The following is a 26601-nucleotide window of genomic DNA, read 5'->3' on the forward strand; positions in this document are numbered from 1 at the left end:
TCATCGGGACAATCTAGGTGCTCGTGCCCTCGGCCCCCGCACGCAGGTCGTCGAGCCGGTCCTCCCAGTGCCGGCGCAGCACGGTCGGGAGCGACCCGGTCAGGGCCGTCTCCAGCTGCTGCACCTGGGCCGGGGAGAGCGCCACGCGGGGGAAGGAGCGCAGGCCCACGACCGCGCCGAAGGCCTGGCCGCGGCGGGCGGCCAGCAGCGGCCCCTGCTCGAGGTAGCGCGAGACCCACGGCGCGAGCAGGTCGGCCTGCTCCGGCGACCACATGCCGCCCACGAGCGCCTCGAACATCCGGTTCGAGACCCGGTCGTCGTCGGCCGCGGCGGCCCAGGCCTCCGCCTTGGCCTCGGCGGTGGGGCGCGCGGCCAGGGCCGCGGCGGCCCCCAGCTCGCCGGCCACGCTCGGGTCGGCGCGCCGCTCGGCCGCCACGAGCGCGGCGTCGGCGGCCCCGAGCGCCGCGAGACGGGCGACGACGCTCCAGCGCAGGGCCGGGTCGAGCTCGACGCCCTGGGCGGTGCGACCCGCGTCGAGCCACTCGCGCAGGAGCCCCGGGTCGTGGCTGGTGGCGGCCAGCCCCTCGGTGAGCACGATCGCCCGCTCGAGGCCCGCCGCGCCCTCGGACGCGCCGCCCTGCGCCAGGGCGGCCAGCCCTGCGCGGCAGGCGGCGGCCACGGTCTCGACCGCCTCGGCGGCCCGTGCGGGCGGCACCGACCGCACGACCACGGTGTCGAGGGTGCGGCGCAGCACGGCCTGCACCAGGGCCACGTCGTGCTCGAGCGGCAGGTGGCGCGCCACCAGGGCGAGGTAGTCGGCGACCGGCAGGTCGCGCGCCTGCACCCGCTCGAAGGCCGTGGCCCACAGCACCGCGCGGGTCAGGGGGTCGGGCACCGACCCCAGCCCGGCGGCCACCGCGTCCCAGGAGCGCGCGTCGAGGCGCAGCCGCGCGAAGGTCTCCCCGTGGGCGTTGGGCACGACCACGTGGGCGCCCCAGCCCTCCAGCCGCACCGGGTCGTCCTCGAGGTCGACCAGGCGCGTGGCGACCTCGGCCCACGTGTGCTCGTCGTAGGCCGTGACCCGCAGCCGGTGGGGGCGCACGCCCTCGCGCCGCAGCAGGGGGTCGCCGCCCTCCTCGGGTCGCTCGACGAGGACCGTGTCGAAGCCGGGTGTGCGCAGCCACCGCTCGGCCCAGCCGCGCACGTCGCGCGGCGAGGCCTCGTCGAGGGAGGCGACGAGGTCGGCGAGGGAGGCGTTGCCGAAGCGGTGACGGGTCAGGTGGGCGTCGACCCCGCTGAGGAAGTCGTCGTCGCCCAGCCAGGTGACCAGCTGGCGCAGGCAGGAGTTGCCCTTGGCGTAGGAGAGGGCGTCGAAGTTGGCGAAGGCGCTGTCGACGTCGGGGACGTCCTCGGCGAGCGGCGCGACGGGGTGGCGCGAGCGGCGCTGGTCGGCGTCGTAGGCGGCCGGCTTGCGGCCGGCCTCGTGGGCCACCAGCGCCCCGGCGAAGCCCGCGCCCGCCTCGGCCACGCGGTAGCCCAGGTAGTCGGCGAAGCTCTCGTTGAGCCAGGTGTCCTCCCACCACCGCATCGTCACCAGGTTGCCGAACCACATGTGCGCCATCTCGTGGGCGATCACGGTGGCGCGCTGGGCGGTGGCCCGCGCGGTGGTGCGGCCGCGGGGGAGCAGCTCGTCGCGGTAGGTCACGCAGCCCGGGGTCTCCAGGGCGCCCCAGTTCTGCCCCGGCACGAAGACCTGGTCGTAGGAGTCGAAGGCGTAGGGCTCCGCGAAGAGCCCGGCGTAGTGGTCGAAGCAGGCCGTGGTCGTGGCCACCAGCTCGGCGGCGTCGCGGTCGAGGTCGGCGGCCAGGGAGGCCCGGGCGTGCCACCCGAAGGGCAGGCCGGCGTGCTCCCACGTGACCGAGTGCCACGGCCCGGCGCACACGACGAGCTGGTCGAGCGGCACCGGGGGCGTGGTGGCGAAGCGCCAGCGCACGGCCGTGCCCCCGACCTCCTCGCGGGACTCGGGGCGAGCGTTGGCCAGCACCGTCCATCCCGCCTCGGCGGTGACGCTCATGCTCACCGGGGCCTTGAGGTCGACCTGGTCGAAGCAGGGCAGCACCCGCTGGGTGACGTCCATGCCCAGGTAGGCCGAGGCGTAGGTCGCGCCGTCGGCCGGGTCGGTGGCCAGGTGCATCCCGTCGCCGTCGCTCACGTAGGGCACCCGGGCGGTGACCCGCACCTCCACCGGCACCCCGGTGGGCAGGCCCGCGAGGGCGATACGGCGCCCGTCGTACGCCGGCTCCCGCGCGACGCCGTCGACGGCCACCGTCACGTCCTGGGCCGCGGTCAGCTCGAGGAACGTGTCGGGGGAGGTGGTCCGCAGCCGCACCGTGGTGTCGACGCCGAAGGTGCCGGTCTCCCACCCCGTGAGGTCGAGGGCCACGGCGTAGGACAGGTCGGACAGGGCGGCCGCGCGCGAGCGCGCCTCCACGAGGGTCAGCGACATGCCCGGACCCTACGACGCCATTCTTTACGAAGGCGTGCGGAGCGGCGCCGACTCGTGGTGGAATCTGTCTAGACCAGGTTTGCCCACCCGTCGGGGTGGACACACCACGGGTCGACCCCCCGCACCAGGACCGTCACCACGGGCCGGCCCGACCCTCCGCCGCGCCCTCACGAGGAGAGCCATGTCTGTCGCCCGTCACTCGGCGAGGAACCACCCGGGAGCGGTCCGCCGCACGGCCCAGTCGGCGGTGGTCGTCGCTCTGGTCGGCGGCCTGCTCTCGGCGGCCACGACCTCGGCCGAGGCCGCGACCGAGCAGACCCTCCAGGCGGTCGACGTGCAGCTCGGCCCCGACGGCAGCATCGGCTCGCTCTCGGGCACCACCATCACCCAGGACTCCGACGGTGGCTCGGCCAGCGAGAGCCAGGACTTCGACGCCGCCGACGCCGCCGACCTCCCGGTGCGCGTCTCCACGACCTACCGCCTCGACGACCGGGCCGGCACCGACCTGTCCGACATCGAGGGCGAGAGCGGCCGCGTCGTCATCGACATCACCGTGCAGAACACCACCGTGCGGCCCGAGCGGGTCAGCTACGACGCCGAGGGCGTCTCGCGCACGCAGTACGCCCTCATCGGCGCGCCCCTGACCGTCGTGGCCTCCGCCGACCTCGGCGACGAGGGCCTGACCCAGGTGCTGACCCGTGGCGAGGACGGCACCAACGGCGTGCTGAGCCAATCCGCCGACGGTGCCGCCCAGGTGCAGTGGGCCTCGATGCTCGCCCCGCCGCGCCTCGCGCCCAGCGCGACCTTCCGCCTCGTGATGAAGTCCGACTCGCTCAGCGTGCCCGACGTCGACCTCAGCGTGCAGCCCGGCCTGGTCACCGACACCTCGGTCGCGGCGCTGCTGGAGCAGGCCTTCGCCGACGACGCCGGCAGCACGGTGTCGATGGAGGCCCAGACCATTCAGCTCGTCGGAGACGTCAACGCCGTGCTCACCGAGGCCAGCGGCGTCCTGGGCGAGATCGAGAGCCGCCTCGGCGCCTCGGCCGACCAGCTCGGCGCCCGCACCATCGCCGAGCTGCAGCGCTCCTCGCAGGAGGTCACGGCCTCCCTCAGCGGCCTCACCACCGACCTCGACGCCCTGCGCGGCCAGGTCGGCGGCGAGCTCGACGGCGCCACCGACTCCGCCAACGCCGCGCTCGCCCGCAGCATCGACGCCGTCAAGGCCAAGCTCGGCGACCCCGACCGGATCCCCGCTCCCCAGCCCGCCGGCACCGGCGGCGGCTGCGGCGTCGTGCTCGGCGGCAGCCTCGCCTCCGACACCGTCTACGGCCAGCTCGTGGCCGTGGCCAGCCGCCTCGAGACCCTCGGCGAGGCCGGCACGGAGTGCAGCGAGCGCATCGTCGACTCCCTGCGCGAGCAGATCGGCTCCGCCGCCGACGTCGCGACCTGCACCGAGGAGTCCACCTCCGCGGTCTGCGTGCTCTCCGCGGCCAGCCGGGCCGTCGGCGACCAGGGCGAGGTCCTCCAGGCCCTGGGCGACCGCCTCGGCGGCCGCTTCGACGAGAGCCTGGTCGACGACCTGGGTGTCCAGGTCGCCGGGGTCACCTCGCTGGTGGAGTCGGTGAAGAAGACCGCGCTCCAGGTCGACCCCGCCAACCCGGGCAACCCCCTCGAGCCGCTCGACGCCGTCCTCGGCCAGCTGAGCGTCACGCTGACCAACCTCAAGAACCTCCTCGGCCCCGACGCCACCTCCGGGCTGCGCCGCCGCTTCGAGACCATCAACGCCCAGGCCGTCTCCCAGGCCGCCACCGCCCGCAGCCTCCAGGCCGACCTGGCCGCGCTGCGCGGCACCGTGTGCGCCATGGACCCCGCGGCCACCGCCGACGCGACCCTGGCCGGCCAGATCCAGGCCGCCCAGGACCAGGCCGGCTGCGCCACCCCGGGCTCGGCCGTCGACGCGCGCCTCGCGCCGGTCGTCGCGACCCTCGACAGCATCGCGGGACTCTCGTCGAAGGACGCCGTGGCGGTCGACTTCGCCGCGATCCAGAGCGGCGTCGACCAGGCCCTCGAGCGCGTCACCGCCGCCACCAACGCCTCCGCCGGCTCCCTGGCCGGCCGGCTCTCCAAGCTCACCGAGAGCGTCGTGTCGCTCAGCGACTCCTACGCCGCACCCTCGTGCGAGGACGTCGACGACGCTCCCGCCCTCAGCAAGCCCGTCGACCGCCTCGTCCTCACCTACACCAAGGTGGCCTGCAACCAGGACGGCCTCGAGGCCGACCTCGACGCCAGCATCGACGCGATCACCGATGGCCTCTCGGGCTCGGGCGGCGCGCTGGGCGAGGCCATCGCCGGCACCGACGCGGCCCGCATCCAGGCCAGCGGCAAGGTCAGCGAGCTCTTCGGCCGCCTGGGCCGCGGCGCCCAGCGCACCTCCGACCGGATCACCGGGCAGGGGGCCGAGCGCATCGAGGCCCAGCGCACCCAGCTCGACGCCACGGTCCGCGCGTCGGGCCTGGCCCTCGACGGTGCCGTCGGCGACGCGCTCTCCGTGCTCGACTCGACGGTCTCGGCGGCCAACCGCAGCGTCGCCGACTCCGAGTCGCGCCTGACCGAGGACCTCGGCAACGTCCTGGCCGACCTCGGCACCCGCGAGTCCGGCGGCACCGGCATCCTGGGCTCGCTGGTCACCGGGGCCACCCAGACCGCCGTGGCCAACGAGCAGATCTCCTCGGCCAACGCCCGGGCCACGCGCTTCCGCAGCGTGCGCAGCCAGGCCCTGGCCGACGTCTTCCTGCAGCAGGCCCAGATGGCGCGTGCGCTCGAGCTGCAGGAGGCCCTGCCGGCCTTCGGCCTCGACGTGCCCGAGGGCAGCGACGTGCTGACGGTCTACTCCTTCCACCTCGGCCAGGACTGAGCGTGCGCACGACCCCGCCCCGCGCCCGCCGCGCCGCCGGCCTGACCCTGGCCGCCCTGGCGCTCACCACGCTGGTCGCCTGCAGCGGTGACGACGGCGGCGAGGAGCCCGCGGCCCCCGCGTCCGGTGCCGCCGGCGCCGCCCCGGCCGTCGAGCTCGACGCGGCCGGAGCCCTCGCCGAGGTCGGCGAGCCGTTGCGGGTCGGGGTGCTGGTCTCGCTGCGCTCCGCGCCGGGGGAGGGCCAGGACGTCCTCACCGCGGCCGAGGGCGCCCGCGTCGCGGCGTACCGGCTCGGGCTGGGCGGGGCCGACGTGGAGCTCGAGGTCGTCGACGACGCGGGCACGAGCGACGGCGCGACCCGGGCGGTCGCCGACCTCGTGGACGCCGGCGTGTCCGGCATCGTCGCCGCCAGCACCGGCGAGCACCTGCAGGCCGCGGTCGACGCGGCCGCAGGGGCCGGTGTGCCCCTCCTGCTGCCCTACGAGCGCGAGCTCACCGCCCTGCCCGACGGCGTGTGGGCCACCGGCCCCTCGGGCGACGCCGTCGACCAGGCCCTTCTCGCCGCCATGGGTGAGCGTGGCCTCGAGCAGCCCTTCGTGGTCAGCGCCGACGGCGTCGACGTGGACGGCGTCGGCTCGGCCGACCGCGAGGACTACACCGGCGACGACCTCGGCGACGTGGTGGCCCGGGCGACCCGCGCCGTCGAGGACGGCACGGCCGACAGCGTGGTCGTCGCGGCCTCGGCCACCAGCCAGGCCCAGGTCGTGGCCGCGCTCCAGGGCCGCGGCAGCACCGCGCCGGTCGTGCTGTCGCCCGAGGCCCTCAGCCCGGGCTTCGCCACGGGGCTGACCGAGGCGGGGGGCACCCCGGCCGGGGAGTTCCTCACCGTCGGCTTGGACGCCTCCGACGCCACCACCCTCGGCACGAGCGAGCGCGCCGAGGCGACCGCGTCGTACTTCTCGGCCCTGCGCCTGGCCGCCGGCGACCCGGAGCTCCAGGACCTCTTCGGCAGCGTGCCCTTCGCCGACGTGGCCGAGGGCGCCGACACCGCCAGCCACGACGCGGTGCTCGCGCTCGCGGCCGCCGCCGTGGAGGCCGGGTCGGTCGAGCCGGCCGACGTCGCCGCGGCTCTCACCGGGCTCACCGTGGACGCCTCCGACGGCCTGGCCGGCCCGGCCCTGGACTTCGCCGACAGCCAGGCGCTCGCGCCCGACGCCGTCGTCGCGCTCGAGGCGACCACCCAGGACCCGCAGGTCCGCCCGGTCGCGGCCACCGAGGAGGAGGCGGCGCCGCGCCTGTACTGGTTCGCGACCGCCGCCGCCGGTCGATGAGAGCGGGCCGGTGAACCGTCAGGCCCTGGGCAGTCGCTACGAGCTCGTCGACGAGCTCGGCGAGGGTGCGATGGGCACCGTGTGGCGCACGTGGGACCGCGTCGGCGAGCGGTGGGTGGCCGCGAAGGTGCTGCGTCGCGAGCTGGCCCACGACCCGCAGATCGTCGGGCGCTTCATCCAGGAGCGGGCCATCCTGCTCGCCCTGCACCACCCCAACATCGTCGAGGTCCACGACCTCGTCGTCGAGGGCGACGCGCTGGCGATCGTCATGGACCTCGTCGAGGGCACCGACCTGCGCAAGCATCTGCGCGACGTCGGCACCCTCCGCGCGCGCGACGCGGTGCGGCTGACCGCCGCCGTGCTCGACGCGCTCGACGCCGCCCACCAGCAGAGCTGCCTGCACCGTGACGTCAAGCCCGACAACGTGCTCCTGCGCGGCGTCGACGGCGACTACGACGAGGGCGACCTGCTGCTCACCGACTTCGGCATCGCCCGCCTGGCCCAGGAGTCGACCGTGCAGGCCACCGGCCTGCTCGGCACCCCCGGCTACATGCCGCCCGAGCTCTTCGTGCAGGGCAGCTTCAGCGCCGCCTCCGACGTCTACGCCGCGGGCATCCTGCTCTACGAGCTGCTCGGCGGGCGCACTCCCTTCTCCGGCTCCGGCACGGCTCACACGGTGGGCTTCCGGCACGCGTCGGTGCAGCCGCCGCGCCTGCCGGTGGCCCCTGCCCTGTGGAACGTGCTGGCCACGATGCTGGCCAAGGACCCCACGACGCGCATGACCGCCGCGGCCACCGCCCAGGCGCTGCGCCAGCTGCCCGACGAGGTGCTCGACGCCCCGCGCCTGGAGGTCCAGCCGGCCCCCGAGGAGTGGGACATCGTGCAGGGCACGATGCTGCGGGCGCCCGCGGTGCAGATCGACGCCAGCCCCGCCCACCTCGACGTGGGCGCCACCAACCTCCACGCCGACCGACCGGCCGCGGCCTTCGCCGCACCCACGGGTCCGCCCCCGTCGGCCCCGCCGTCGACGGCGCCGTCGACCGCGCCGTCCACCCCGCCGCGGCGCCGTGCCGCCCGGCCGGGCTGGGTGCCGTGGGCGGCCGGCGCGGTGGCGCTCGCCACGGCGGCGGCCGTGACCCTGGGCGTGGTCACCGCGGGCGCCGACGACGGCGGCGGCGACGCACCGGAGGTGCCCGTCGGCGTGGCCGCCGAGGCCTCCCTCGACGGCGACCCGCTGCCGACGGGGCTGAGCATCGACCGCGAGGCCGGCTACGACCCGGCCTCCTCCACCGTGGAGCTCACCGTGACCTACTCCGCGGGCGGCTCGCCGCTCACGGGGCCCTTCCTCGAGGTGCTGCCGGCCGCCGACGGCGGCGAGTGCCCCGGATCGATCTCCTGGTCGGGCGCGCAAGCGCGCGCCAACAACGTCGCCGACACCGGCGTGCTGGCCGACTGCGGCTGGGCCGTCGACGTCGGGCAGGTGCCCGCGCGCGGTGAGGTGGCCGTGACCGCGCGACTGCCGCTGGAGCTGGGCGTCGACAGCGAGGAGGAGCTCCAGGGCTGGCTCGAGGGCGCGGCCGAGGCGGGGGAGACCGCTCTGGCCCGCCAGACCAGCGATGACGCCTACCCGGTGCAGCGGCTGCGCGGCGTCGAGGTCGACGTCGCGCCCCGCGTCGACCTGCGCACCGCCGGCGGCGCGCCGGTGCAGTACACGCTCTACCCGCTGTGGGGAGGCGAGCCCGACCTGGCCCGGCCGCTCCTGGCCGCCCCCGTGACCGGCTCGGCCACCGGCGTGCTGACCGCGGTGGCCGGCGGCCTCGACGGCGTCGAGCTGGAGGGCTGCAGCGCCCTGCGCTTCTCCGGCGACGGGCTCACCGTGGTGGCCTCCTTCACCGGGCCGTGCTTCCTGCGGGCCCAGGTCGGGGAGCTGCGGGTGAGCCCGCGGGCCCGCTTCAGCGTCGAGTCGCGCGGGAGCTGACCCGCCCCGTGCGCGTCACCGTCACGCTGCAGACCCCCGCGCGGGCCCTCGACGTGCTCGTCGACTGCGACGAGTCCGGCCCCGCCGCCGAGCTCGAGCGTCGGCTGCGCGCCCTCGCCGGGGCCCCCGACGCACCCATGGTCGTGCCGCGCGGGGGACCCACCACGCTCGACGGTGGCATCCCCACCGGACGCGGCACCGTCGCCGACCTCGGCCTCCTCGACGGCAGCCGGATCGGCTTCCTCGGCGCCGACGTCTCGCCTCCCCGGCTGGGCCGCGGTCTCCAGCTGCACGTCGTGAGCGGGCCCGACAGCGGCGCGGTCCTCCCGCTGCCGGCGGGCACGCACGAGATCGGCCGCAGCGGCGCGCTCTCCTGGGCCGACCACTCGCTCTCGCGGCGCCACTGCCGGGTGGGGGTCACCTCGGTGGCCGTCACCGTGACCGACCTGGGCTCGAGCAACGGCACCGCCATCGACGGACGGGCCTGCCCACCACAGGTGCCCGTGTCGTGGCGCCAGGGCGAGTCGCTGGAGGTGGGCGACTCGCTGTGCGAGCTGCGCGTCGGTGCGGCGGCGGCCGCCCTGACCGAGCCGGCCGCGCCCGGCTGGCTCAGGCTCCAGCGGCCCCCGCGCGTGCGGGGCGCCGCCCACCCGCTCGTCATCGACCTCCCCCCGGCCCCGCGGGGCCGGAGGTGGCGGGGAGGGCGCGCCGGGCCCAGCGACCTCGGCGACGACGTGCGGCGGCTGCTGCGCGAGGCCGTGCTGCAGGAGCAGAAGGAGGCCCGCGGGCTGCTGCCCGACCCGGCGAGCACGGTGGCCACCGTGCTGCAGCACGGTCGGCGGCTGTGGGAGCGGCGTCCCGAGGACGACGACTTCCTCGTGCTGCGCGTGGGCACCGGCCCGCGACCGGCCGGCATGGAGCTGCGCGGCGGCACCCCCGCCGACCGGCCCTGGCTGCGCGACGTGCCGGTGGCGGTCTCCCTGCGCGGGACCCCGGTGCTCGGGGTGGCCGGTCCCGGCGCCGTCGGCGACGCCGTGCTGCGCTGGCTGCTGCTGCAGCTGTGCGCCGCCTACGCTCCCGGCGACCTCGGCCTCACCGTGCTGAGCACCCGCGCCGACGAGGCCTGGTCGTGGCTGCGGTGGCTGCCGCACCTGCGGCCCGCCGGTCCCGCGAGCGGGGCGGCGCGGGTGGGGGTCGATCCCAGCGGCCACCAGGCCCGCCTCGGCGACCTGCTGGCGACCGTGCGCCGGCGCCGTGCCGGTGAGCGCGGGGCGGCCCACGTCGTGGTCGTCCACGGCCACCGCGCCCTCGCCGACGCCCCGGGCGGGTCGGCCGCGCTGACCGAGCTGCTGCGCGACGGGCCCGCCGTCGGCGTCCACGCCGTCTGCGTCGACGAGCGCGAGGCCGACCTCCCCGAGCGGTGCTCGGCGACCCTGCTCGTCGACGCGGCCCAGCCGTCGTACGCCGCCCTGGCCCGCAGCGGCCAGGAGCGGCTGCCGCGCGTGCGCCTGGAGGGCGTGGCCCCGGCGCTGGTCGACCGCGCCGCCCGGCGCCTCTCGCCGGTGCTCGACCCGGTCACGGGCCCCCTCCTGCCCGAGCGGGTGCGCCTGCGCGACCTGCTGCCCGCCGACGCCCTCGGCGAGGCCGCCCTGGCCCGGGCGTGGGACGAGCACGACCGGGGCGACGCCGCCGGCGCGGTGCCGGTCGGGGTCGGCGGCGACGGCCCGGTGGACCTCGACCCGCTGGCACCCGGCGCCCACACGGTCGTGGCCGGGCTCCCCGGCACGGGGCGCACCGCGGCGCTGCTGACGATGGCGGGCGCCGCGACGCTCTCCCGCTCACCCGACGCCCTCGCCGTCGTGCTCGTCGACGGCGGAGCCGCCGCACCCGGGCGGGCGCCGCTCGCCGGACTCGCGGTGCTGGCCGGCCTCCCGCACGCGCGTCCCGCCGACGTCGCCGCGGGGGAGGGCCCGGTGCGCGCCGCGGAGGCCGCCCTGCGCACCGCCCGGGAGGTCCTCGTGGTGGTCGACGACCTCGACCTGCTGGAGTCGGCCTCGCCCGGCACGGCCGAGGCGCTGGCCTGGCTGGCCGGCCGCGACCCCCGGCTGCACCTGCTGGCGGCGACCCGTCGACCCCGCGCGGTGCCCGCTGCGGTGCGCTCGGTGGTGACGCGTCGCGTCGCGCTGCGCCTCGACGAGGAGGGCAGCCTCGACCTGCTCGGCACGACCGCGGCCGCGGCCCTCCCGGCTGCGGTGCCGGGTCGCGCCCTCGTCGCCGGCGCGGGCGCCGGGGGGGCCGGCGACGAGGTGGCCGTGCAGCTGGCCTGGGTGGGCGGTCAGCCCCCGGGCGCTGCGGCGGTCACCGCCGCGGTGCACGTGCAGCCGCTGGACTGGTGGGGGCTGGGCCGGCCCGTGCCCGACCCGCCGCGGACGGACGCGACGCCCGTGCGCACCGACCTCGACGACCTCGTCGACGCCGTCGACGCCGCGGCGCGATTCGTGGGTGGCCGGGAGCCGGGCTAGACTGCTGCGGTTGCCTCGGCGAGGGACGGTCTGGAGACAGACCTCCGTGATCGACGCGGTCGGCTGCCTCATCGCGCCGTGCTGTGCGTCTCGGTCCCGTCCTCCGGGCGACCACACGCACGCACCACCTCCACACCGCACGAGCCGACCGCACAGGAGAAGCAGCATGTCTGCCGAGAAGATCACCGCCGAGTCCCGCACCGAGTTCGGCAAGGGCGCCGCCCGCCGCATCCGCCGCGAGGACAAGGTCCCCGCCGTCGTCTACGGCCACGGCATGGACCCCCAGCACATCACGCTGCCGGGCCACGAGACCATGATGGCGCTCAAGCACGGCGGCGCCAACGCGCTGCTCGAGCTCTCGATCGACGGCAAGACCCAGCTCGCGCTGACCCGCGAGGTGCAGATCGACCCGATCAAGCGCCACCTCGAGCACATCGACTTCGTCGCCGTCACCAAGGGCGAGAAGGTCACCGTGCAGGTGCCCGTCACCATCGTCGGCGAGGCCGGCCCCGACACCCTGGTCGTCACCGACACCACCGAGATCGAGCTCGAGGCCGAGGCCACCAACATCCCCGAGACCATCGAGGTCTCCGTGGAGGGCCTGCCCGCCGGCACCCAGATCCTCGCCTCCGAGCTCACCCTCCCCTCGGGCTCGACCCTGCTCCTCGACGGCGAGACGCTGGTCGTCAACGTCACCGAGCAGATCAGCGCCGAGGCCCTCGAGGCCGAGCTGGAGGAGGCCGAGGCCGAGGCCGGCATCGAGCGCGAGGAGTCCGACGAGGAGCAGGCCGAGGCCGAGGCCGCCGAGGGCGACTCCGCCGAGGGCTCCGAGGACTCCTCCTCCGAGGAGTGAGCGAGACCTCCGAGGTCTGGCTGGTCGTCGGGCTGGGCAACCCCGGCCCGACGTACGCCGGTCACCGCCACAACATCGGCTACCTCGTCAACGACGAGCTGGCCCGTCGCATGGGTGCGTCCTTCCGGGCGCACAAGACCGGGCGCGCCGACGTCGTCGAGGGACGACTCGGTGCGCCCGGCACCCCGGGCCCGCGCGTCGTGCTCGCCCGGCCGCGCTCCTACATGAACGAGGTGGGCGGCCCGGTCAAGGCGCTCGCGTCGTTCTACAAGGTCGCTCCGGCGCGCATCGTGGCGGTCCACGACGAGCTCGACATCGCCTTCGACACGATGCGGGTCAAGCTGGGCGGTGGCGACAACGGCCACAACGGCCTGAAGTCGATGCGCTCCTCGCTGGGCACCGGCGACTTCCACCGCGTGCGGGTCGGGATCGGCCGGCCCCCGGGCCGCCAGGACGTCGCCGACTTCGTGCTGTCGAACTACTCGACCGCGGAGCGCAAGGTCCTGCCCTTCGGCGTCGACCTGGCCGCCGACGCGGTCGAGAGCCTGGTCACCGAGGGCCTCGAGCGCACCCAGCAGCGGTTCAACTCCTGAGGCGGGCCCCGGTAGGGTCGCGGCCGTGACCTTCGACCCCGGTACCCCGCCCGCCGCCTCCGCCACCGACGACCACGTGCTCGCCACCTGGCTGGCCGAGGTGGCGGGACGCCGCCTCCTCCAGGTCCGCCAGGAGGGCCTCGAGGGCCGCGAGCTCAAGGACGCCGGCGACCGGGCGGCCCACGAGCTGCTGATGGGCCTGCTCGCCGAGCTGCGCCCCGGCGACGCCGTGCTCTCCGAGGAGGGCAAGGACGACAAGGCCCGCCTCGAGGCCGACCGGGTCTGGATCGTCGACCCGCTCGACGGCACCCGCGAGTTCTCCGAGCCCCCGCGCGACGACTGGGCCGTGCACGTGGCCCTGTGGGAGCGCTCCGCCGACGGCGGCGACCTGACCGCCGGCGCGGTCGCCCAGCCCGTGCTGGGGGAGACCTTCACCACCGGCGAGGCCCCCGCCGTGCCCGCCTCGAGCTCCGAGCGGCCCCGCATCGCGGTCTCGCGCAGCCGCCCGCCGGCCTTCGTGCAGGCCCTGGCCGAGGAGATCGGCGCCGAGCTCGTGCCGATGGGCTCGGCCGGGGTGAAGATGATGTCGGTCGTGCGTGACGTGGCCGACGCCTACGTCCACGCCGGCGGGCAGTACGAGTGGGACTCCGCCGCCCCGGTCGCCGTGGCGCGGGCCGCGGGGCTGTTCACCTCCCGCGTCGACGGCAGCCCGCTGGTCTACAACCAGGACGACGTCTACCTGCCCGACGTCGTCGTGTGCCGCCCCGAGCTGTCCGAGCGGATCCTGGCCTTCATCGCCGCCCACGGCACCGAGTGAGGCCGCAGCACGTCCTGTGGGACGCCGACGGCGTCCTCCAGTCGCTGCCGGGCGGCTGGGAGCGCGCCGCCGCGCCCTGGCTGGGTGAGCGCGACGAGGCCTCCGAGGCCCTGCTGCGCGAGGCCGTGGCGGTGGAGCGCGAGGCGCTGGTCGGGCGCAGCGACTTCCTCGCCGACCTCGCCGGCGTCCTGGAGCGCCACGGCGTCGACGTGCCCGCCCGCGACCTCCACGCCGCCATCTGGCTGGCCACCGAGCCCGACGCCGCCTCGTGGGCCGTGGTGGAGCGGGTCCGCGCCGCGGGCCACGGCGTCCACCTGGGCACCAACCAGGAGGCCCACCGTGCCGCCCACATGCGCACGGTGCTGGGCTACGACGAGCGCTTCGACGTCAGCGTCTACTCCTGCGACCTCGGCGTGGCCAAGCCCGACCCGGCCTACTTCGAGCGGGCGGTCGCGATGATCGGTGCCGACCCCGACGACGTGGTCTTCGTCGACGACCGCGCCGACAACGTCGCGTCCGCGTGCGGGGTCGGCCTGCGCGGGGTGCGCTGGACCATCGCCGAGGGCCACGAGCGACTCGTCTCGCTGCTGCACGGCGCCGGCATCTCGCTCGCCGACTGAGACGGCGGCTGCCATCCTGGGCGGGTGACCGCCTTCGTCTCCCACACCAGCGTCGACTGCGCCGACGCGTACGCCCTCTCCGAGTGGTGGAAGCCCGTGCTGGGCTACGTCGACCTCGAGGGCGACCCCAACCTGCCCGGCCACGAGGAGTGCATGATCCGCGACCCCGGCAGCGGGCACCGGCTGCTCTTCATCGAGGTGCCCGACGTCCGCCGGGTCAAGAACCGGTTGCACCTCGACCTGCGCCCCCGCTCGGCCACCCGCGAGGCGGAGCTGGGGACGCTGCTCGCCCACGGCGCCACGGTCGTCGCCGACCGTCGGGGCATCCACGGCCCGGGCAGCGGGTGGGTCGTGCTGGCCGATCCCGAGGGCAACGAGTTCTGCCTCCTGCGCAGCCTCGCCGAGCTCGACGACGAGGCGGGCCCGGCCTGACCGGTCGGCGGCGTCCCGGCGGGTGCTGAGCGCCGTCGGGGCCGAGTCGGTCCATGATGGTCCCGTGAACCTCCCCGTGCCCGGCTGCGCCCTCGCGCGCCGCCGTCGCGGGTGAGCCGCCCGCCCCGGGCGGTGGTGCGACTGGCGGGACTGCTCGCCGTCGTGTGCCTGCTCGCCCTCGCCGCCTCGCGCCTCTACGCCCCCGAGCGGGTGCTCGACCTGACGCCGGGTGCCGACTACGTCGCCGCGCCCACCCCGCCGGAGCGTGCCCGCTCGGCCGGGCAGCTCGTCGAGCAGCGCTGGCTGACCCGCACGGCGCGGGCCACCGGCATCCCGGTGCCCGCGCTGCGCGCCTACGCCGACGCCCAGCTCTCCGACCCCGGCTGCCGGGTCGGCTGGACCACCCTGGCCGGCATCGGCTGGGTGGAGTCGCAGCACGGCACGCTCGGCGGTCGCACGCTCGGCGCCGACGGGCGCTCCTCGAGCACGATCCTCGGTCCGGCGCTCGACGGGTCGGGCGAGTTCGCGGCCATCCGCGCCACCGGCGGGTCGGCGCGCTGGCACGGCGACGCCGTGTGGGAGCACGCCGTGGGGCCGATGCAGTTCCTGCCGACCACGTGGGAGCCGTGGGGGGCCGACGGCGACGGCGACGGCGCGGCCGACCCCCGCGACCTCGACGACGCCGCGCTCGGGGCGGCGCGCTACCTGTGCGCGGCGGGCGAGGACCTCACCGGTCTGGAGACCTGGGAGGCGGCGGTGCTGACCTACAACCGCTCGCGCGAGTACGTCGACGCCGTGCACGCCGCGGCGTCGGCGTACGCCCGGGCCGCCGGGGGTTGACGGCCCCCGCGACAAAGAAGGTGCCCTGCGGCCGCGCGTGCCGGACAATGGCTCGTCGTGGGTCACGTGGATGTCGCCGGGGTGCGCTACGAGCTGCCGGACGGGCGGGTGCTGCTCGACGACGTGTCGTTCCGGGTGGGCGAGGGGGCCAAGGTCGCGCTCGTCGGCGCCAACGGCGCGGGCAAGACGACGCTGCTGCGCCTCATCACCGGCGACCTGGTGCCCCACGCCGGGGTCGTGACCCGCTCCGGCGGTCTCGGCGTGATGCGCCAGATGGTCGGCAAGGACCTCGGCGAGGCCCCCACGGTGGCCGACCTGCTGCTCAGCGTGTCGAGCCCCCGCGTGCGCGCGGCCGCCGCCGAGGTCGACCGCCTCGAGCTGGCGCTGATGGAGAGCGACGACGAGGCCACGCAGATGGCCTACGCCACGGCGCTGGGGGAGTACGCCGACGCGGGGGGCTACGACGCCGAGGTCACCTGGGACGTCTGCACCACCGCGGCGCTGGCCGTGCCTTTCGACCGCGCGAAGTACCGCGAGCTGGCGACCCTCTCCGGCGGGGAGCAGAAGCGCCTCGTGCTCGAGCTGCTGCTGCGCGGGCCCGACCAGGTGCTGCTGCTCGACGAGCCCGACAACTACCTCGACGTGCCGGGCAAGATCTGGCTCGAGCAGCGCATCCGCGAGTCCGACAAGACGATCCTCATGATCAGCCACGACCGCGAGCTGCTCGACAACACCGCCACCCGCGTCGTGACCGTCGAGCTGGGCGCCGCCGGCAACACGGTGTGGACCCACCCGGGGGGCTTCTCCTCCTACCACCAGGCGCGCAAGGACCGGTTCCTGCGCTTCGAGGAGCTGCGCCGCCGCTGGGACGAGGAGCACGCCAAGCTCAAGGCGCTCGTGCTGCGCTACAAGATCAAGGCGGAGTACAACGACGGCCTGGCCTCGCAGTACCGCGCGGCGCAGACCCGGCTGCGCAAGTTCGAGGAGGCCGGGCCGCCGGCCGACCAGCCCCGCGAGCAGCAGGTCACCATGCGGCTCAAGGGCGGTCGCACCGGCAAGCGGGCCGTGGTCTGCGAGGGCCTGGAGCTCTCCGGCCTGATGCGCCCCTTCGACCTGGAGGTCTGGTACGGCGAGCGCGTGGCCGTGCTCGGCTCCAACGGCTCGGGCAAGTCGCACTTCCTGCGCCTGCTGGCCGCGGGCGGCACCGACCCCGACGTCGAGCACCGCCCGGTGGGCGACGTGGTCATCGAGCCCGTGCGCCACCGGGGGCTGGCCCGCCTGGGTGCGCGCGTGCGGCCGGGCTGGTTCGTGCAGACCCACGACCATCCCGAGCTGGTCGGGCGCACGCTCGTGGAGGTGCTGCACCGCGGTGACGAGCGCCGCGCGGGCATGGGGCGCGAGCAGGCCGCCCGGGTGCTCGACCGCTACGAGCTGGCCCACGCCGCGGAGCAGCGCTTCGAGTCGCTCTCCGGCGGGCAGCAGGCCCGCTTCCAGATCCTGCTGCTCGAGCTCTCCGGCGCCACGCTGCTGCTGCTCGACGAGCCCACCGACAACCTCGACGTGCAGTCGGCCGAGGCGCTGGAGGAGGGGCTGGAGGCCTTCGAGGGCACGGTGCTGGCCGTCACCCACGACCGCTGGTTCGCGCGCGGCTTCGACCGGTTCCTGGTCTACGGCGCCGACGGCGACGTCTACGAGTCCGACGGGCCGGTGTGGGACGAGGGACGCGTGGAGCGCGCCCGGTGAGCGAGGGCGCGGCGGCGGGCGCGCTGACGGTGGTGGAGGTCGACCCCTTCGACCCGGGGTCCTTCGACCCGTGGCACGCGACCTACGAGGCCGCCCAGCGCCACGGGCACGAGGAGCTCGCGACGCCGTGGCGGCGCGAGGAGCTGCGCCTGCAGCTGCAGGGTCAGGTGGAGGGCGCGAGCCGGACCCGGCGCGCGAGCGCCTACGCCGGGGTGGTGGGCGACCAGGTGGTGGCCGCGGGGTGGATCGGTGCGAGCCTGCGCGACAACCGCGACACCGCCGAGGTCGAGGTGGGCACCGCGCCGGCGCACCAGCGCCGCGGCCACGGCTCCGCGGTGCTCGAGCACCTGCTCGGGGTCGCGCGCGAGCGAGGGCGCGACGTCGTGCAGGCCCGGACCTGGTGGCCCGCGGGGGCGCCGGACCACGGGGCCGCCGAAGCGGGGCCGGCGTTCCTGCGCCGCCACGGCTTCGAGCTCGGGCTGGTGGAGGTGCTGCGCACGCTCGAGCTGCCCGTCGACCCCGAGCTCCTCGCCGGACTGGCCGCGCGGGCCGCCTCGCACCACGACGGCTACGCCCTGCGCTCCTTCGTGGGTCCCGTGCCCCAGGAGCTGCTGCGGGGGTGGGCCGAGGCGAGCGCCAGCGTGGAGTCCGACGCCCCGACCGGCGACCTCGACCGCGAGCCCGAGACCGCCGACCCCGCCGGGGTGCGCGAGGCCGAGGAGGTGCAGCGCCGTCAGGGCCGCACGAGGATCGGCACCGTCGCGCTCGACGCCGACGGCGAGGTGGTGGCCTACACCGACCTGGTCACCGGCCGTCACGAGCCGGGCCGGGCCTTCCAGTGGGGCACCCTGGTGCGGCGGGAGCACCGGGGCCACCGGCTCGGGCTGGCGGTCAAGACGGCCAACCTGCGGCTCCTGCAGTCCACCGACCCCTCCGTGCGCCGCGTGCTGACCTGGAACGCCGACGTCAACGCACCGATGGTGGCGGTCAACGACGCCCTGGGCTTCCACGCGGCCGAGGGAGCCGGCGCCTTCCAGCGCCGACTCCCTCGTGACGACTGACCCCGTGGTGACCGTCCTCCGGTCGCGCCGGGGTCAGGAGGTGGTGGCGTCGGAGTCGAGCTCGAGGTCGGTGGTCTGCTCCTCGCCGTCGCGCACGTAGGTCACGGTGACGGTGTCGCCGGGGCGGTAGGAGCGGATGGTGGCGATGAGCGAGTCGGAGCCCGAGATCGCGGTGTCGTCGATGCGGATGATCACGTCGCCGGCCTGCAGTCCCGCGTCGCCGGCGGTCGAGCCGTCGCCGATCTCCTGCACCTGGGCGCCGTCGACGACGGCCGCGGTCGAGCCGCCCTCGGCGCGCACGTCGCTCACGGTGATGCCGAGCCGCGCGTGGGTGGGCGTCTCGCCGTCGACCATCTGCTCCACGATCGGCATGACCTCGTCGATCGGGATCGAGAACCCGAGGCCGATCGAGCCGCCCTCGGCGGTCTCGCCGAAGGGCGAGGTCGAGCCGCTGCCGGCGGTGCGGATGGAGGAGTTGATGCCGACGACGTGGCCGTACATGTCGACCAGCGGGCCGCCGCTGTTGCCGGGGTTGATGGCCGCGTCGGTCTGCACGGCGGGGTAGGCGGTGGTGTTGCCCTCGCTGTCGGACCCGACGTCGACCGGGCGGTCCAGCGCGCTCACGATGCCACTGGTGACGGTGGCGTCGAGGCCGTAGGGCGAGCCGATGGCCACGACGCCCTGTCCGACCTGGAGGTCGTCGGAGGAGCCGATGGTGGCGGGGGTCAGGCCGCTGACGTCCTGGGCCTGGATCACGGCGGTGTCGGTGAGCGGGTCGGTGCCGACGATCTCGGCGAGTGCCGTCGAACCGTCGTTGAAGTCGACCTGGATGGTGCCCGAGTCGCCGGCCACCTCGACCACGTGGTTGTTGGTGAGGATCTGGCCGTCGGAGGAGAGCACGATGCCGGAGCCGGAGCCGGACTCCTGGGCGCCCTGCACCTCGATCTTGACCACCGAGGGCAGCACCTCCTGGGCCACCTGCTGCACCGTGCCCTGCTCGCCGGGGTCCTCGGGGGTGTCGACGACCTGCGAGGTGGTGCTCGCCGTCGAGGCCCCGGACGCCGACCCGCCCGTGGCGTCGTCGCTGAGCGAGGACCAGACCGCCGCACCGCCGACCCCGGCGCCGCCGCCCACGACGAGCGCGGCGGTGAGCAGGCCCGCCGCGAACACGGTGCGCCCACGCCGCGGCCGCTCGGCCACGGCCGTCGACCCGGCGTACGGCGGGGGCGGCGGCGGGCCGGCCGGGGCGGGCCAGGCCGGCTGGTCGGAGCGGGTGGGGCCGGCGGGCTGCTCGTCGCGAGGGAAGTCGTTCATGGTGACGACTGTGCTCAGCCACCCTGTGACCAGGCTGAGACGGCCCTGTTGGCGGGGGAAGAAGCCGGTGCGGGACGGACCCTTGTGGCTGACTGTGCTCTCGGTCACAATCTGGGCCATGAGTGCCACGGCGACGCCCGAGACCACGTCCTCCCGCCCCGCCCCCACGGCCGTCTTCGTCGACGACCGGCTGGCCCACTGGGCGTCGGTGGACCCCGACGGCGAGTGCATGACCTACCTCGGCCGCACCTGGACGTGGGCGCAGTGGCACGACCGGGTGCGCCGCGCCGCGGGGGCGCTGCGCGGGCTCGGGGTCGGTCGCGGCGACGTCGTGGCCTTCCTCGACAAGAACCACCCGGCCTGCGTCGAGGTCTCCCTCGCCGCCGCGATGCTGGGTGCGGCCAACGCCGTCGTCAACTGGCGCCTGGCACCCGACGAGGTCGACTACGCCGTCAACGACTCCGGGGCCAAGGTCGTCGTGGTGGGCTCCGAGCTGGCGCCGCTGCTCGAGCGGGTGCGCGAGCGGCTGACCGGCGTGGAGCACGTCGTCGAGGTGACCACCGACGGGGCCGAGGGCGACGCCTACGAGGCCATGCTGGCCGCCGCCACCCCGGTCGACCGCGACCCGGCCGTCACGCCCGACGACACCTGCCTGGTGCTCTACTCCTCCGGCACGACCGGGCGCCCCAAGGGGGTCATGCTGACCCACGCCAACATGGTCGCCCACACCGTCAACGCCCACGACGGCTGGGAGTTCGAGCCCGGTGACAAGTCCATGGTGGCCATGCCGCTCTTCCACGTCGGCGGCTCGTCCTACGTGCTCTTCGGCATCCACGACGGCATCCCCAGCGTGATGACCCGCGAGCCCGACGGCGCCTCCCTGGCCGGGGCGATCATGGCCGGCGCCAACCGCACCTTCCTCGTGCCCGCCGTGCTCGCCCAGGTCCTGCAGGCGGGCCCCGACGCGGTCAAGCTCTTCGGCGCGCTGCGCACCTACACCTACGGCGCGGCGCCGATGCCGCCCCCGCTGCTGCGCGCGGCGATGCAGGCCTGGCCCGACACCGACTTCATCCAGGTCTACGGCCTCACCGAGGTCGCGGGCGTCGCCACCCACCTCATGCCCGAGGACCACCGCGACCCCGAGCACCCGGAGCGGCTGGTCTCGGCGGGGCGCCCGGTGCCCGACGTCGAGGTGCGCATCGTCGACCCGGCCACGCTGGAGGACCTCCCGGTGGGCGAGCACGGCGAGATCTGGCTGCGCACGCCCCAGCTGATGAAGGGCTTCCTGAACAAGCCCGAGGCCACCGCCGAGGTCGTCACGGCCGACGGCTGGTTCCGCACCGGCGACATGGGCCGGGTCGACGACGGCGGCTACGTCTTCGTCGAGGACCGGCTCAAGGACATGATCATCTCGGGCGGGGAGAACATCTACAGCCCCGAGATCGAGCGCGTGCTGGCCGAGCACCCCGCGGTGATGGAGGTCGCCATCATCGGGGTGCCCGACGACACCTGGGGCGAGGCGGTCAAGGCCGTGGTCTCGCTCAAGGAGGGCGCCTCGGCGACGCCGGAGGAGCTCATCGCCCACTGCCGCGAGCACCTCGCGCACTTCAAGTGCCCCAAGTCCGTGGACATCCTCGACCTGCTCCCGCGCAACCCCACGGGCAAGATCCTCAAGCGCTCGCTGCGCGCTCCCTACTGGGAGGGTCGCGACCGGGCGGTCAACTGACCGACCGGTCCGGCCCGCGCTCGCCCGGCCCGCGCTCGCCCGGCCCGCGCACGCCGGCCCGCGGGCGCCCAGCCCTCGGTCGCGACACCGGCCGTTCACCTGGCTGCGACACCCTCCGCCCCGTGAGCGACACGACGAGCACCGCCCCGACGAGCGCCCTGCGCCGCGGCGCGGCGGCGCCCGCCCCCCGGACCCTGGTCGACGTCTTCCGCACCACGGTGGCGACCTTCCCGGACGCCACGGCCCTCGACAGCGGTGCGGAGCAGCTGACCTACCTCGAGTTCGCCGAGGCCGCCGACGAGGTGGCCGACGAGCTGGCCTCGCTCGGCGTGGGCCGCGGCGACAGGGTCGGGGTCCGCCTGCCCAGCGGCACGACCGACCTCTACATCGCGATCATGGCCACCCTGCTCGTGGGCGCGGCCTACGTGCCCGTCGACGCCGACGACCCCGACGAGCGGGCCCGGCTGGTCTTCGGCGAGGCCGACGTCGCCGCCGTCGTGGGCGCCGACCTGGCGATCGAGCCACGCCGCGCGGCCGCACCCCGCGAGCGCGAGGACCCGGCTCACGACGACGACGCCTGGGTCATCTTCACCTCCGGCTCCACCGGCACCCCCAAGGGCGTGGCCGTGAGCCACCGCAACGCCGCGGCCTTCGTCGACGCCGAGTCGCGGATGTTCCTCCAGGACGACCCGATCGGCCCGCACGACCGGGTGATGGCCGGGCTCAGCGTCGCCTTCGACGCCAGCTGCGAGGAGATGTGGCTGGCCTGGCGCTACGGCGGCACGCTCGTGCCCGCGCCCCGTGCGCTGGTCAAGAGCGGCATGGACGTCGGGCCGTGGCTGGCCGCCAACCGCATCACCCTCGTCTCCACCGTGCCCACCCTGGTCAGCCTCTGGCCCGACGAGGCCCTCGAGCGCGTGCGCATGGTCATCCTCGGCGGCGAGGCGCTGCCGCCGGAGCTGGCCGCCCGGCTGGCCCGCGAGGGCCGGGAGGTGTGGAACACCTACGGCCCCACCGAGGCCACCGTGGTGGCCTGCGGCGCCCTCGTCGGCGCCGAGGGGCCGGTGCGGATCGGGCTGCCGCTCGACGGCTGGGACCTCGCCGTCGTCGACGCCGAGGGCCGCGAGGTGCCGGTGGGGGAGACCGGCGAGCTGATCATCGGCGGCGTCGGGCTGGCCCGCTACCTCGACCCGGTCAAGGACGCCGAGAAGTACGCCCCGATGCCGACGCTGGGCTGGGAGCGGGCCTACCGCTCGGGCGACCTCGTGGTCCACGACCCGGCCGGCCTGCTCTTCGGCGGCCGCGCCGACGACCAGGTCAAGCTCGGCGGTCGCCGCATCGAGCTCGGCGAGGTCGACTCGGCGCTGCTCGCCCTGCCCGGGGTCGTCGGGGCGGCGGCCGCCGTACGCCGCTCCCGCACGGGCAACCAGCTGCTGGTCGGCTACGTCACCGTCGACGAGCGCTACGACGCGGCCGCGGCGGTGGCCGCGCTGCGCCGCGACCTGCCGGCGGCGCTCGTGCCGCGCCTGGCCGTCGTCGACGACATCCCCACCCGCACCTCGGGCAAGGTCGACCGCGACGCCCTGCCGTGGCCGCTCAGCGCCGCGTCGCCGCAGGAGTCGGGGCTCACCGGCACCGCCGCGCGGATCGCCGAGCTGTGGAACGAGGTGCTCGGCGCCTCGGTCACCCGGCGCGAGGAGGACTTCTTCGACGTCGGCGGCGGCAGCCTCACCGCCGCGCAGGTCGTCACGCTGCTGCGCCGCGAGCACCCCGACGTCGCGGTCGGCGACGTCTACGACCACCCGACGCTGGGCGGGCTGGCCGACTTCGTCGACTCGATGGACGCCGGCGTCGACAACGCCCAGGACCGGCTGGTGCCTCCGATCCCGCTCAAGACCCAGGCCGGGCAGGTGGCGGCGGTCGTGGCGCTGCGGGCGCTGGCCGCGCCGCGGTGGGCCGTGTGGCTGCTCGCCGCCAGCACCCTGGTCCACGACCTGCTCGACGTCGGGGGGCTCCCCACCGCCCCGTGGTGGCTGCTGGGCCCGGCCGCCCTGCTGGTGCTGACGCCTCCGGGCCGGATGGTGCTGGCCGCCGGCGCGGCGCGGCTCTGGCTGCGCGGCATCACCCCGGGCGACTACCCGCGCGGCGGCAAGGTGCACCTGCGGGTCTGGGCCGCCGAGCGCATGGTCGACCAGCTCGGGGCCACCGCGCTCAGCGGCGCCCCGCTCATCACGTGGTACGCCCGGCTGCTCGGCGCCCGCGTGGGCCGTCACGCCGACCTGCACTCGGTGCCGCCGGTCACCGGCTTCCTGCGCCTGGGCGCCGGCTGCTCGGTGGAGCCGGAGGTCGACCTCACCGGCTACTGGGTCGACGGCGACGTGCTCCACCTCGGCGAGGTGAGGGTGGGCCGGCGTGCCCGCGTCGGCACCCGCTCGATGCTCTGCCCCGGCGCCCGCGTCGGCGACGACGCCGAGGTCGCGCCGGGCTCCGCCGTCGTCGGTGTCGTGCCCGACGGGGAGTTCTGGTCCGGGGCCCCGGCCACCCGGGTCTCGGGCGCCGCACGCGGGCCCTGGTCGGAGCGCCCGGCGAGCTCGGCGGCCTGGGTCGTGGCCTACGCCGCCGTGGCGGTCGCGCTCGGCCTGCTCCCGGCGCTGGCCATCGGAGCCGGAGCCCTGGTGGCGCTGCTGGGCGCCGACCTGAGCGCCGTCACCGGACCCCTCGACCTGCTCGGCGCGCTGCTGCCCTGGCTGGTGCCGGGCACGCTGGTGGGTCTGCTCGTGCTGGCTGCGCTCGTGCTGGGCGTGGTGCGCCTGGCGGCGCTCGGGCTGAGCCCGGGGGTCTACCCCGTGCGCAGCCGCCCCGCCCTGGGCGTGTGGGCCACGGTGCGGGTCCTCGACGAGGCCCGCACGTGGCTCTTCCCGCTCTACTCCTCGACGCTCACCCCGGCGTGGCTGCGCCTGCTCGGCGCCCGGGTCGGCGCCGACGTCGAGGCCTCGACGGTGCTGATGGTGCCGGCGCTGACCACCGTCAACGACCTGGCCTTCCTCGCCGACGACACCCTCATCGGCGGCTACGAGCTCGGCGGGGGCTGGCTGCGCGTCGAGCGGGTCAAGATCGGCAAGCGGGCCTTCGTCGGCAACTCCGGCATGGCCGCCCCGGGTCGCAAGGTGCCCAAGCGGGCACTGGTCGCGGTGCTCTCGGCCGCGCCCAACCGCAAGACCGCGCGCGCGGGGGAGTCGTGGCTGGGCAGCCCGCCCGCGGCCCTGCGGCGTACGACGGGCGCGGGCGACGACGCCCGCACCTACGCCCCGCCGACCCGGCTGCGGGTCGCGCGCGCCCTGTGGGAGGCGGCGCGCGTGGTGCCGCTGGCCTGCGCGGTGCTGCTCCACGCGGTGGTCGGGCTCCTCGCCCTCGCTGCGGCCGACGCGGTCACGGGGCCGAGCGGGGGAGCGACGGTCCTCGTGGTGGTCGTCCTCGCCCTGGTGCCGCTGCTGGTGGCCGGGGGCCTCGTGGCGGCCGCGCTCGCCACCGCGACGAAGTGGCTGCTGGTGGGCCGCCACCGCAGCGGCACCCACCCGCTGTGGAGCTCCTTCGTGTGGCGCAACGAGCTGGCCGACACCTTCGTGGAGGTGGTGGCCGCGCCGTGGTTCGCCCGGCTGGCCACGGGCACGCCCCTGCTCACCGCGTGGTTCCGCTCGATGGGCTCCACCGTGGGCCGTGGGGTGTGGTGCGAGACCTACTGGCTGCCCGAGGCCGACCTGGTCGAGCTCGGCGACGGGGCCACGGTCAACCAGGGCAGCGTGGTGCAGACCCACCTCTTCCACGACCGGCTGCTGGCCACCGACCGGGTGCGGGTGCGCCGGGGCGGCACGCTCGGGCCCAACTCGGTGATCCTGCCCGCGGCCAGCATCGGCCGGCACGCTACGGTCGGCCCGGTGTCCTTGGTGATGAGGGGTGAGTCGGTGCCCGACAAGACGATCTGGATCGGCAACCCGATCGGCCCGTGGGCCGCCGGCGAGGCCTCCTCGTGAGGGGCCTGCCGACCGCCGACAACTACCTGCCCGGCCACGGCGACCCCGCCTACGCCGTGCGCCACTACGACCTCGACCTGACCTACGCCGTCGAGGGCAACCGGCTCACCGGCCAGGCCACGCTCTCGGTGAGGGTGCTCGAGGCGACCCGGCGGCTCGTGCTCGACCTGGCCCACCTGCGCGTCGACAAGGTCCGTGTCACCGGCGCGCGGCTGGCCAAGCACTCCGCCCGCTCGGGCCGGGTCGTGCTGACCCTCGACGACGAGGTCGCCCCTGACACCCTGCTCACCGTGGTCGTGCGCTACTCCGGCAGCCCGCGGCCCGTGGTCGAGCGCCACCTCGGCGACGCCGGCTGGGAGGAGCTGACCGACGGCGTCATCGTGGCGGCCCAGCCGCACGGGTCGCCGACCTGGTTCCCCTGCAACGACCGCCCCGACGACAAGGCGTCCTACCGGATGACCTTCCGCGTCACCGCGGGCTACCACGTCGTCGCCAACGGCGTGCTGCGCGAGCACCGCCGGGGCGGGTCGAGCGAGACGTGGGTCTTCGAGCAGTCCGAGCCGATGGCCACCTACCTGGCCACGGCCCAGATCGGGCGCTACACCGACTGGCAGCTCCTGGGGCGCCCGGCCTCGGGCACCCCGCTGCGGGTGGTCGCGCCCGAGGACCTCGACGAGGACGACTACGTCGCCGCCTTCGGCCGCCAGCACGAGATGGTCGAGGTCTTCGAGCGCCTCTTCGGGCCCTACCCCTTCGACGGCTACGCCGTGGTCGTCACCGCCGACGACCTCGAGATCCCGCTGGAGAGCCAGAGCCTGTCGACCTTCGGGCGCAACCTCGTGCGCGGCGACTGGGACGCCACCCGCCTCATCGCCCACGAGCTGGCCCACCAGTGGTTCGGCAACGCCGTCACCCTGCGCCGGTGGCGCGACATCTGGCTGCACGAGGGCTTCGCCTGCTACAGCGAGTGGCTGTGGTCGCAGGAGTCCGGCGGCGAGAGCGCCGACGAGCACGCCCGCCACCACCACGCCCGGCTGGCCGAGCTCGATCACGACCTGCTGCTCAGCGACCCGGGCCCGGAGCTGATGTTCGACGACCGGGTCTACAAGCGCGGCGCGCTCACCCTCCACGCGCTGCGGCTGACGGTGGGCGACGAGGCGTTCTTCGCCCTGCTGCGCTCCTGGGTGGCCGAGCACGCGGGCGGCTCGGTGGTCACCGACGACTTCCTGGCCCACGCCGGCGCCGCCACCGGCCACGACGTCGCCGCGCTGCTGCACCCCTGGCTCCACGAGACCGCCCTGCCCGACCTGCCGGCCTGAG

General features: G+C 75.8%; 17 protein-coding genes. 15 read left to right on the forward strand and 2 right to left on the reverse strand.

Translation table 11 applies throughout. The annotated features are described in order from the left end of the window. Positions 1-13 precede the first annotated feature (13 nt). Positions 14-2506: an aminopeptidase N gene (gene pepN / locus ASF47_RS09570; protein ID WP_056863785.1), complete on the reverse strand. Its 2493-nt coding sequence runs from the start codon at positions 2504-2506 to the stop codon at positions 14-16. 181 nt (positions 2507-2687) lie between these two features. On the opposite strand from pepN, the gene ASF47_RS09575 reads away from it, so the two are divergent. The 12 genes from ASF47_RS09575 (at position 2688) to ASF47_RS09630 (ending at position 18210) form a co-directional block, all read left to right on the forward strand. Continuing rightward, positions 2688-5420, forward strand: coding sequence for a hypothetical protein (locus ASF47_RS09575; RefSeq protein WP_156697843.1), 2733 nt, complete (start codon positions 2688-2690; stop codon positions 5418-5420). 2 nt (positions 5421-5422) lie between these two features. Next, the gene (locus ASF47_RS09580) at positions 5423-6751 is read left to right on the forward strand and encodes an ABC transporter substrate-binding protein (protein ID WP_056863787.1); all 1329 of its coding nucleotides are present in this window, start codon (positions 5423-5425) and stop codon (positions 6749-6751) included. A 10-nt stretch (positions 6752-6761) separates the two neighbouring features. Continuing rightward, positions 6762-8729: a serine/threonine-protein kinase gene (locus tag ASF47_RS09585; protein WP_056863788.1), complete on the forward strand. Its 1968-nt coding sequence runs from the start codon at positions 6762-6764 to the stop codon at positions 8727-8729. A gap of 8 nt (positions 8730-8737) precedes the next feature. Further along, positions 8738-11251, forward strand: coding sequence for an FHA domain-containing protein (locus tag ASF47_RS09590; RefSeq protein WP_056863789.1), 2514 nt, complete (start codon positions 8738-8740; stop codon positions 11249-11251). A gap of 166 nt (positions 11252-11417) precedes the next feature. Continuing rightward, entirely contained in the window at positions 11418-12104 is a 687-nt protein-coding gene (locus ASF47_RS09595) for a 50S ribosomal protein L25/general stress protein Ctc (protein ID WP_056863790.1), read from the forward strand. Next, complete coding sequence (gene pth, locus ASF47_RS09600) at positions 12101-12697, forward strand: aminoacyl-tRNA hydrolase (protein WP_056863791.1); 597 nt, start codon at positions 12101-12103, stop codon at positions 12695-12697. Before ASF47_RS09595 ends, pth begins: the two co-directional genes overlap by 4 nt. 25 nt (positions 12698-12722) lie before the next feature. Continuing rightward, positions 12723-13514, forward strand: coding sequence for a 3'(2'),5'-bisphosphate nucleotidase CysQ (locus ASF47_RS09605; RefSeq protein ID WP_056863792.1), 792 nt, complete (start codon positions 12723-12725; stop codon positions 13512-13514). Continuing rightward, positions 13511-14134 (forward strand): HAD family hydrolase, encoded by a 624-nt coding sequence (locus ASF47_RS09610; RefSeq protein WP_056863793.1) that lies wholly within the window; start codon positions 13511-13513, stop codon positions 14132-14134. Before ASF47_RS09605 ends, ASF47_RS09610 begins: the two co-directional genes overlap by 4 nt. Before the next feature lie 24 nt (positions 14135-14158). Beyond that, positions 14159-14566, forward strand: coding sequence for a VOC family protein (locus ASF47_RS09615; protein ID WP_056863794.1), 408 nt, complete (start codon positions 14159-14161; stop codon positions 14564-14566). A 111-nt stretch (positions 14567-14677) separates the two neighbouring features. Continuing rightward, positions 14678-15406, forward strand: a complete 729-nt coding sequence (locus ASF47_RS09620) for a lytic murein transglycosylase (protein WP_200919024.1) — start codon at positions 14678-14680, stop codon at positions 15404-15406. Between the two features lie 57 nt (positions 15407-15463). Then, positions 15464-17149, forward strand: a complete 1686-nt coding sequence (locus ASF47_RS09625) for an ABC-F family ATP-binding cassette domain-containing protein (protein WP_056863796.1) — start codon at positions 15464-15466, stop codon at positions 17147-17149. After that, positions 17146-18210, forward strand: a complete 1065-nt coding sequence (locus tag ASF47_RS09630; RefSeq protein WP_056863797.1) for a GNAT family N-acetyltransferase — start codon at positions 17146-17148, stop codon at positions 18208-18210. The genes ASF47_RS09625 and ASF47_RS09630 overlap by 4 nt, the downstream gene beginning before the upstream one ends. A gap of 33 nt (positions 18211-18243) precedes the next feature. Here ASF47_RS09630 and ASF47_RS09635 read toward each other — a convergent pair whose 3' ends face one another. Then, the gene (locus ASF47_RS09635; RefSeq protein ID WP_056863798.1) at positions 18244-19524 is read right to left on the reverse strand and encodes a S1C family serine protease; all 1281 of its coding nucleotides are present in this window, start codon (positions 19522-19524) and stop codon (positions 18244-18246) included. A 118-nt stretch (positions 19525-19642) separates the two neighbouring features. Here ASF47_RS09635 and ASF47_RS09640 point away from each other — a divergent pair, with 118 nt between their 5' ends. The 3 genes from ASF47_RS09640 to ASF47_RS09650 all read left to right on the forward strand — a co-directional run bounded on the left by ASF47_RS09640 (position 19643) and on the right by ASF47_RS09650 (position 26600). Next, the gene (locus tag ASF47_RS09640) at positions 19643-21250 is read left to right on the forward strand and encodes a long-chain-fatty-acid--CoA ligase (protein ID WP_056863799.1); all 1608 of its coding nucleotides are present in this window, start codon (positions 19643-19645) and stop codon (positions 21248-21250) included. Positions 21251-21372: 122 nt separating this feature from the next. Beyond that, positions 21373-25281, forward strand: coding sequence for a Pls/PosA family non-ribosomal peptide synthetase (locus tag ASF47_RS09645; RefSeq protein WP_056863800.1), 3909 nt, complete (start codon positions 21373-21375; stop codon positions 25279-25281). Beyond that, a complete protein-coding gene (locus ASF47_RS09650; protein WP_056864564.1) occupies positions 25278-26600 on the forward strand; it encodes a M1 family metallopeptidase in 1323 nt (440 codons plus the stop codon). The genes ASF47_RS09645 and ASF47_RS09650 overlap by 4 nt, the downstream gene beginning before the upstream one ends. Position 26601 lies beyond the last annotated feature (1 nt).

The sequence above is a fragment of the Nocardioides sp. Leaf285 genome (genome assembly GCF_001422955.1).
Classification (GTDB): Bacteria; Actinomycetota; Actinomycetes; order Propionibacteriales; family Nocardioidaceae; genus Nocardioides; species Nocardioides kribbensis.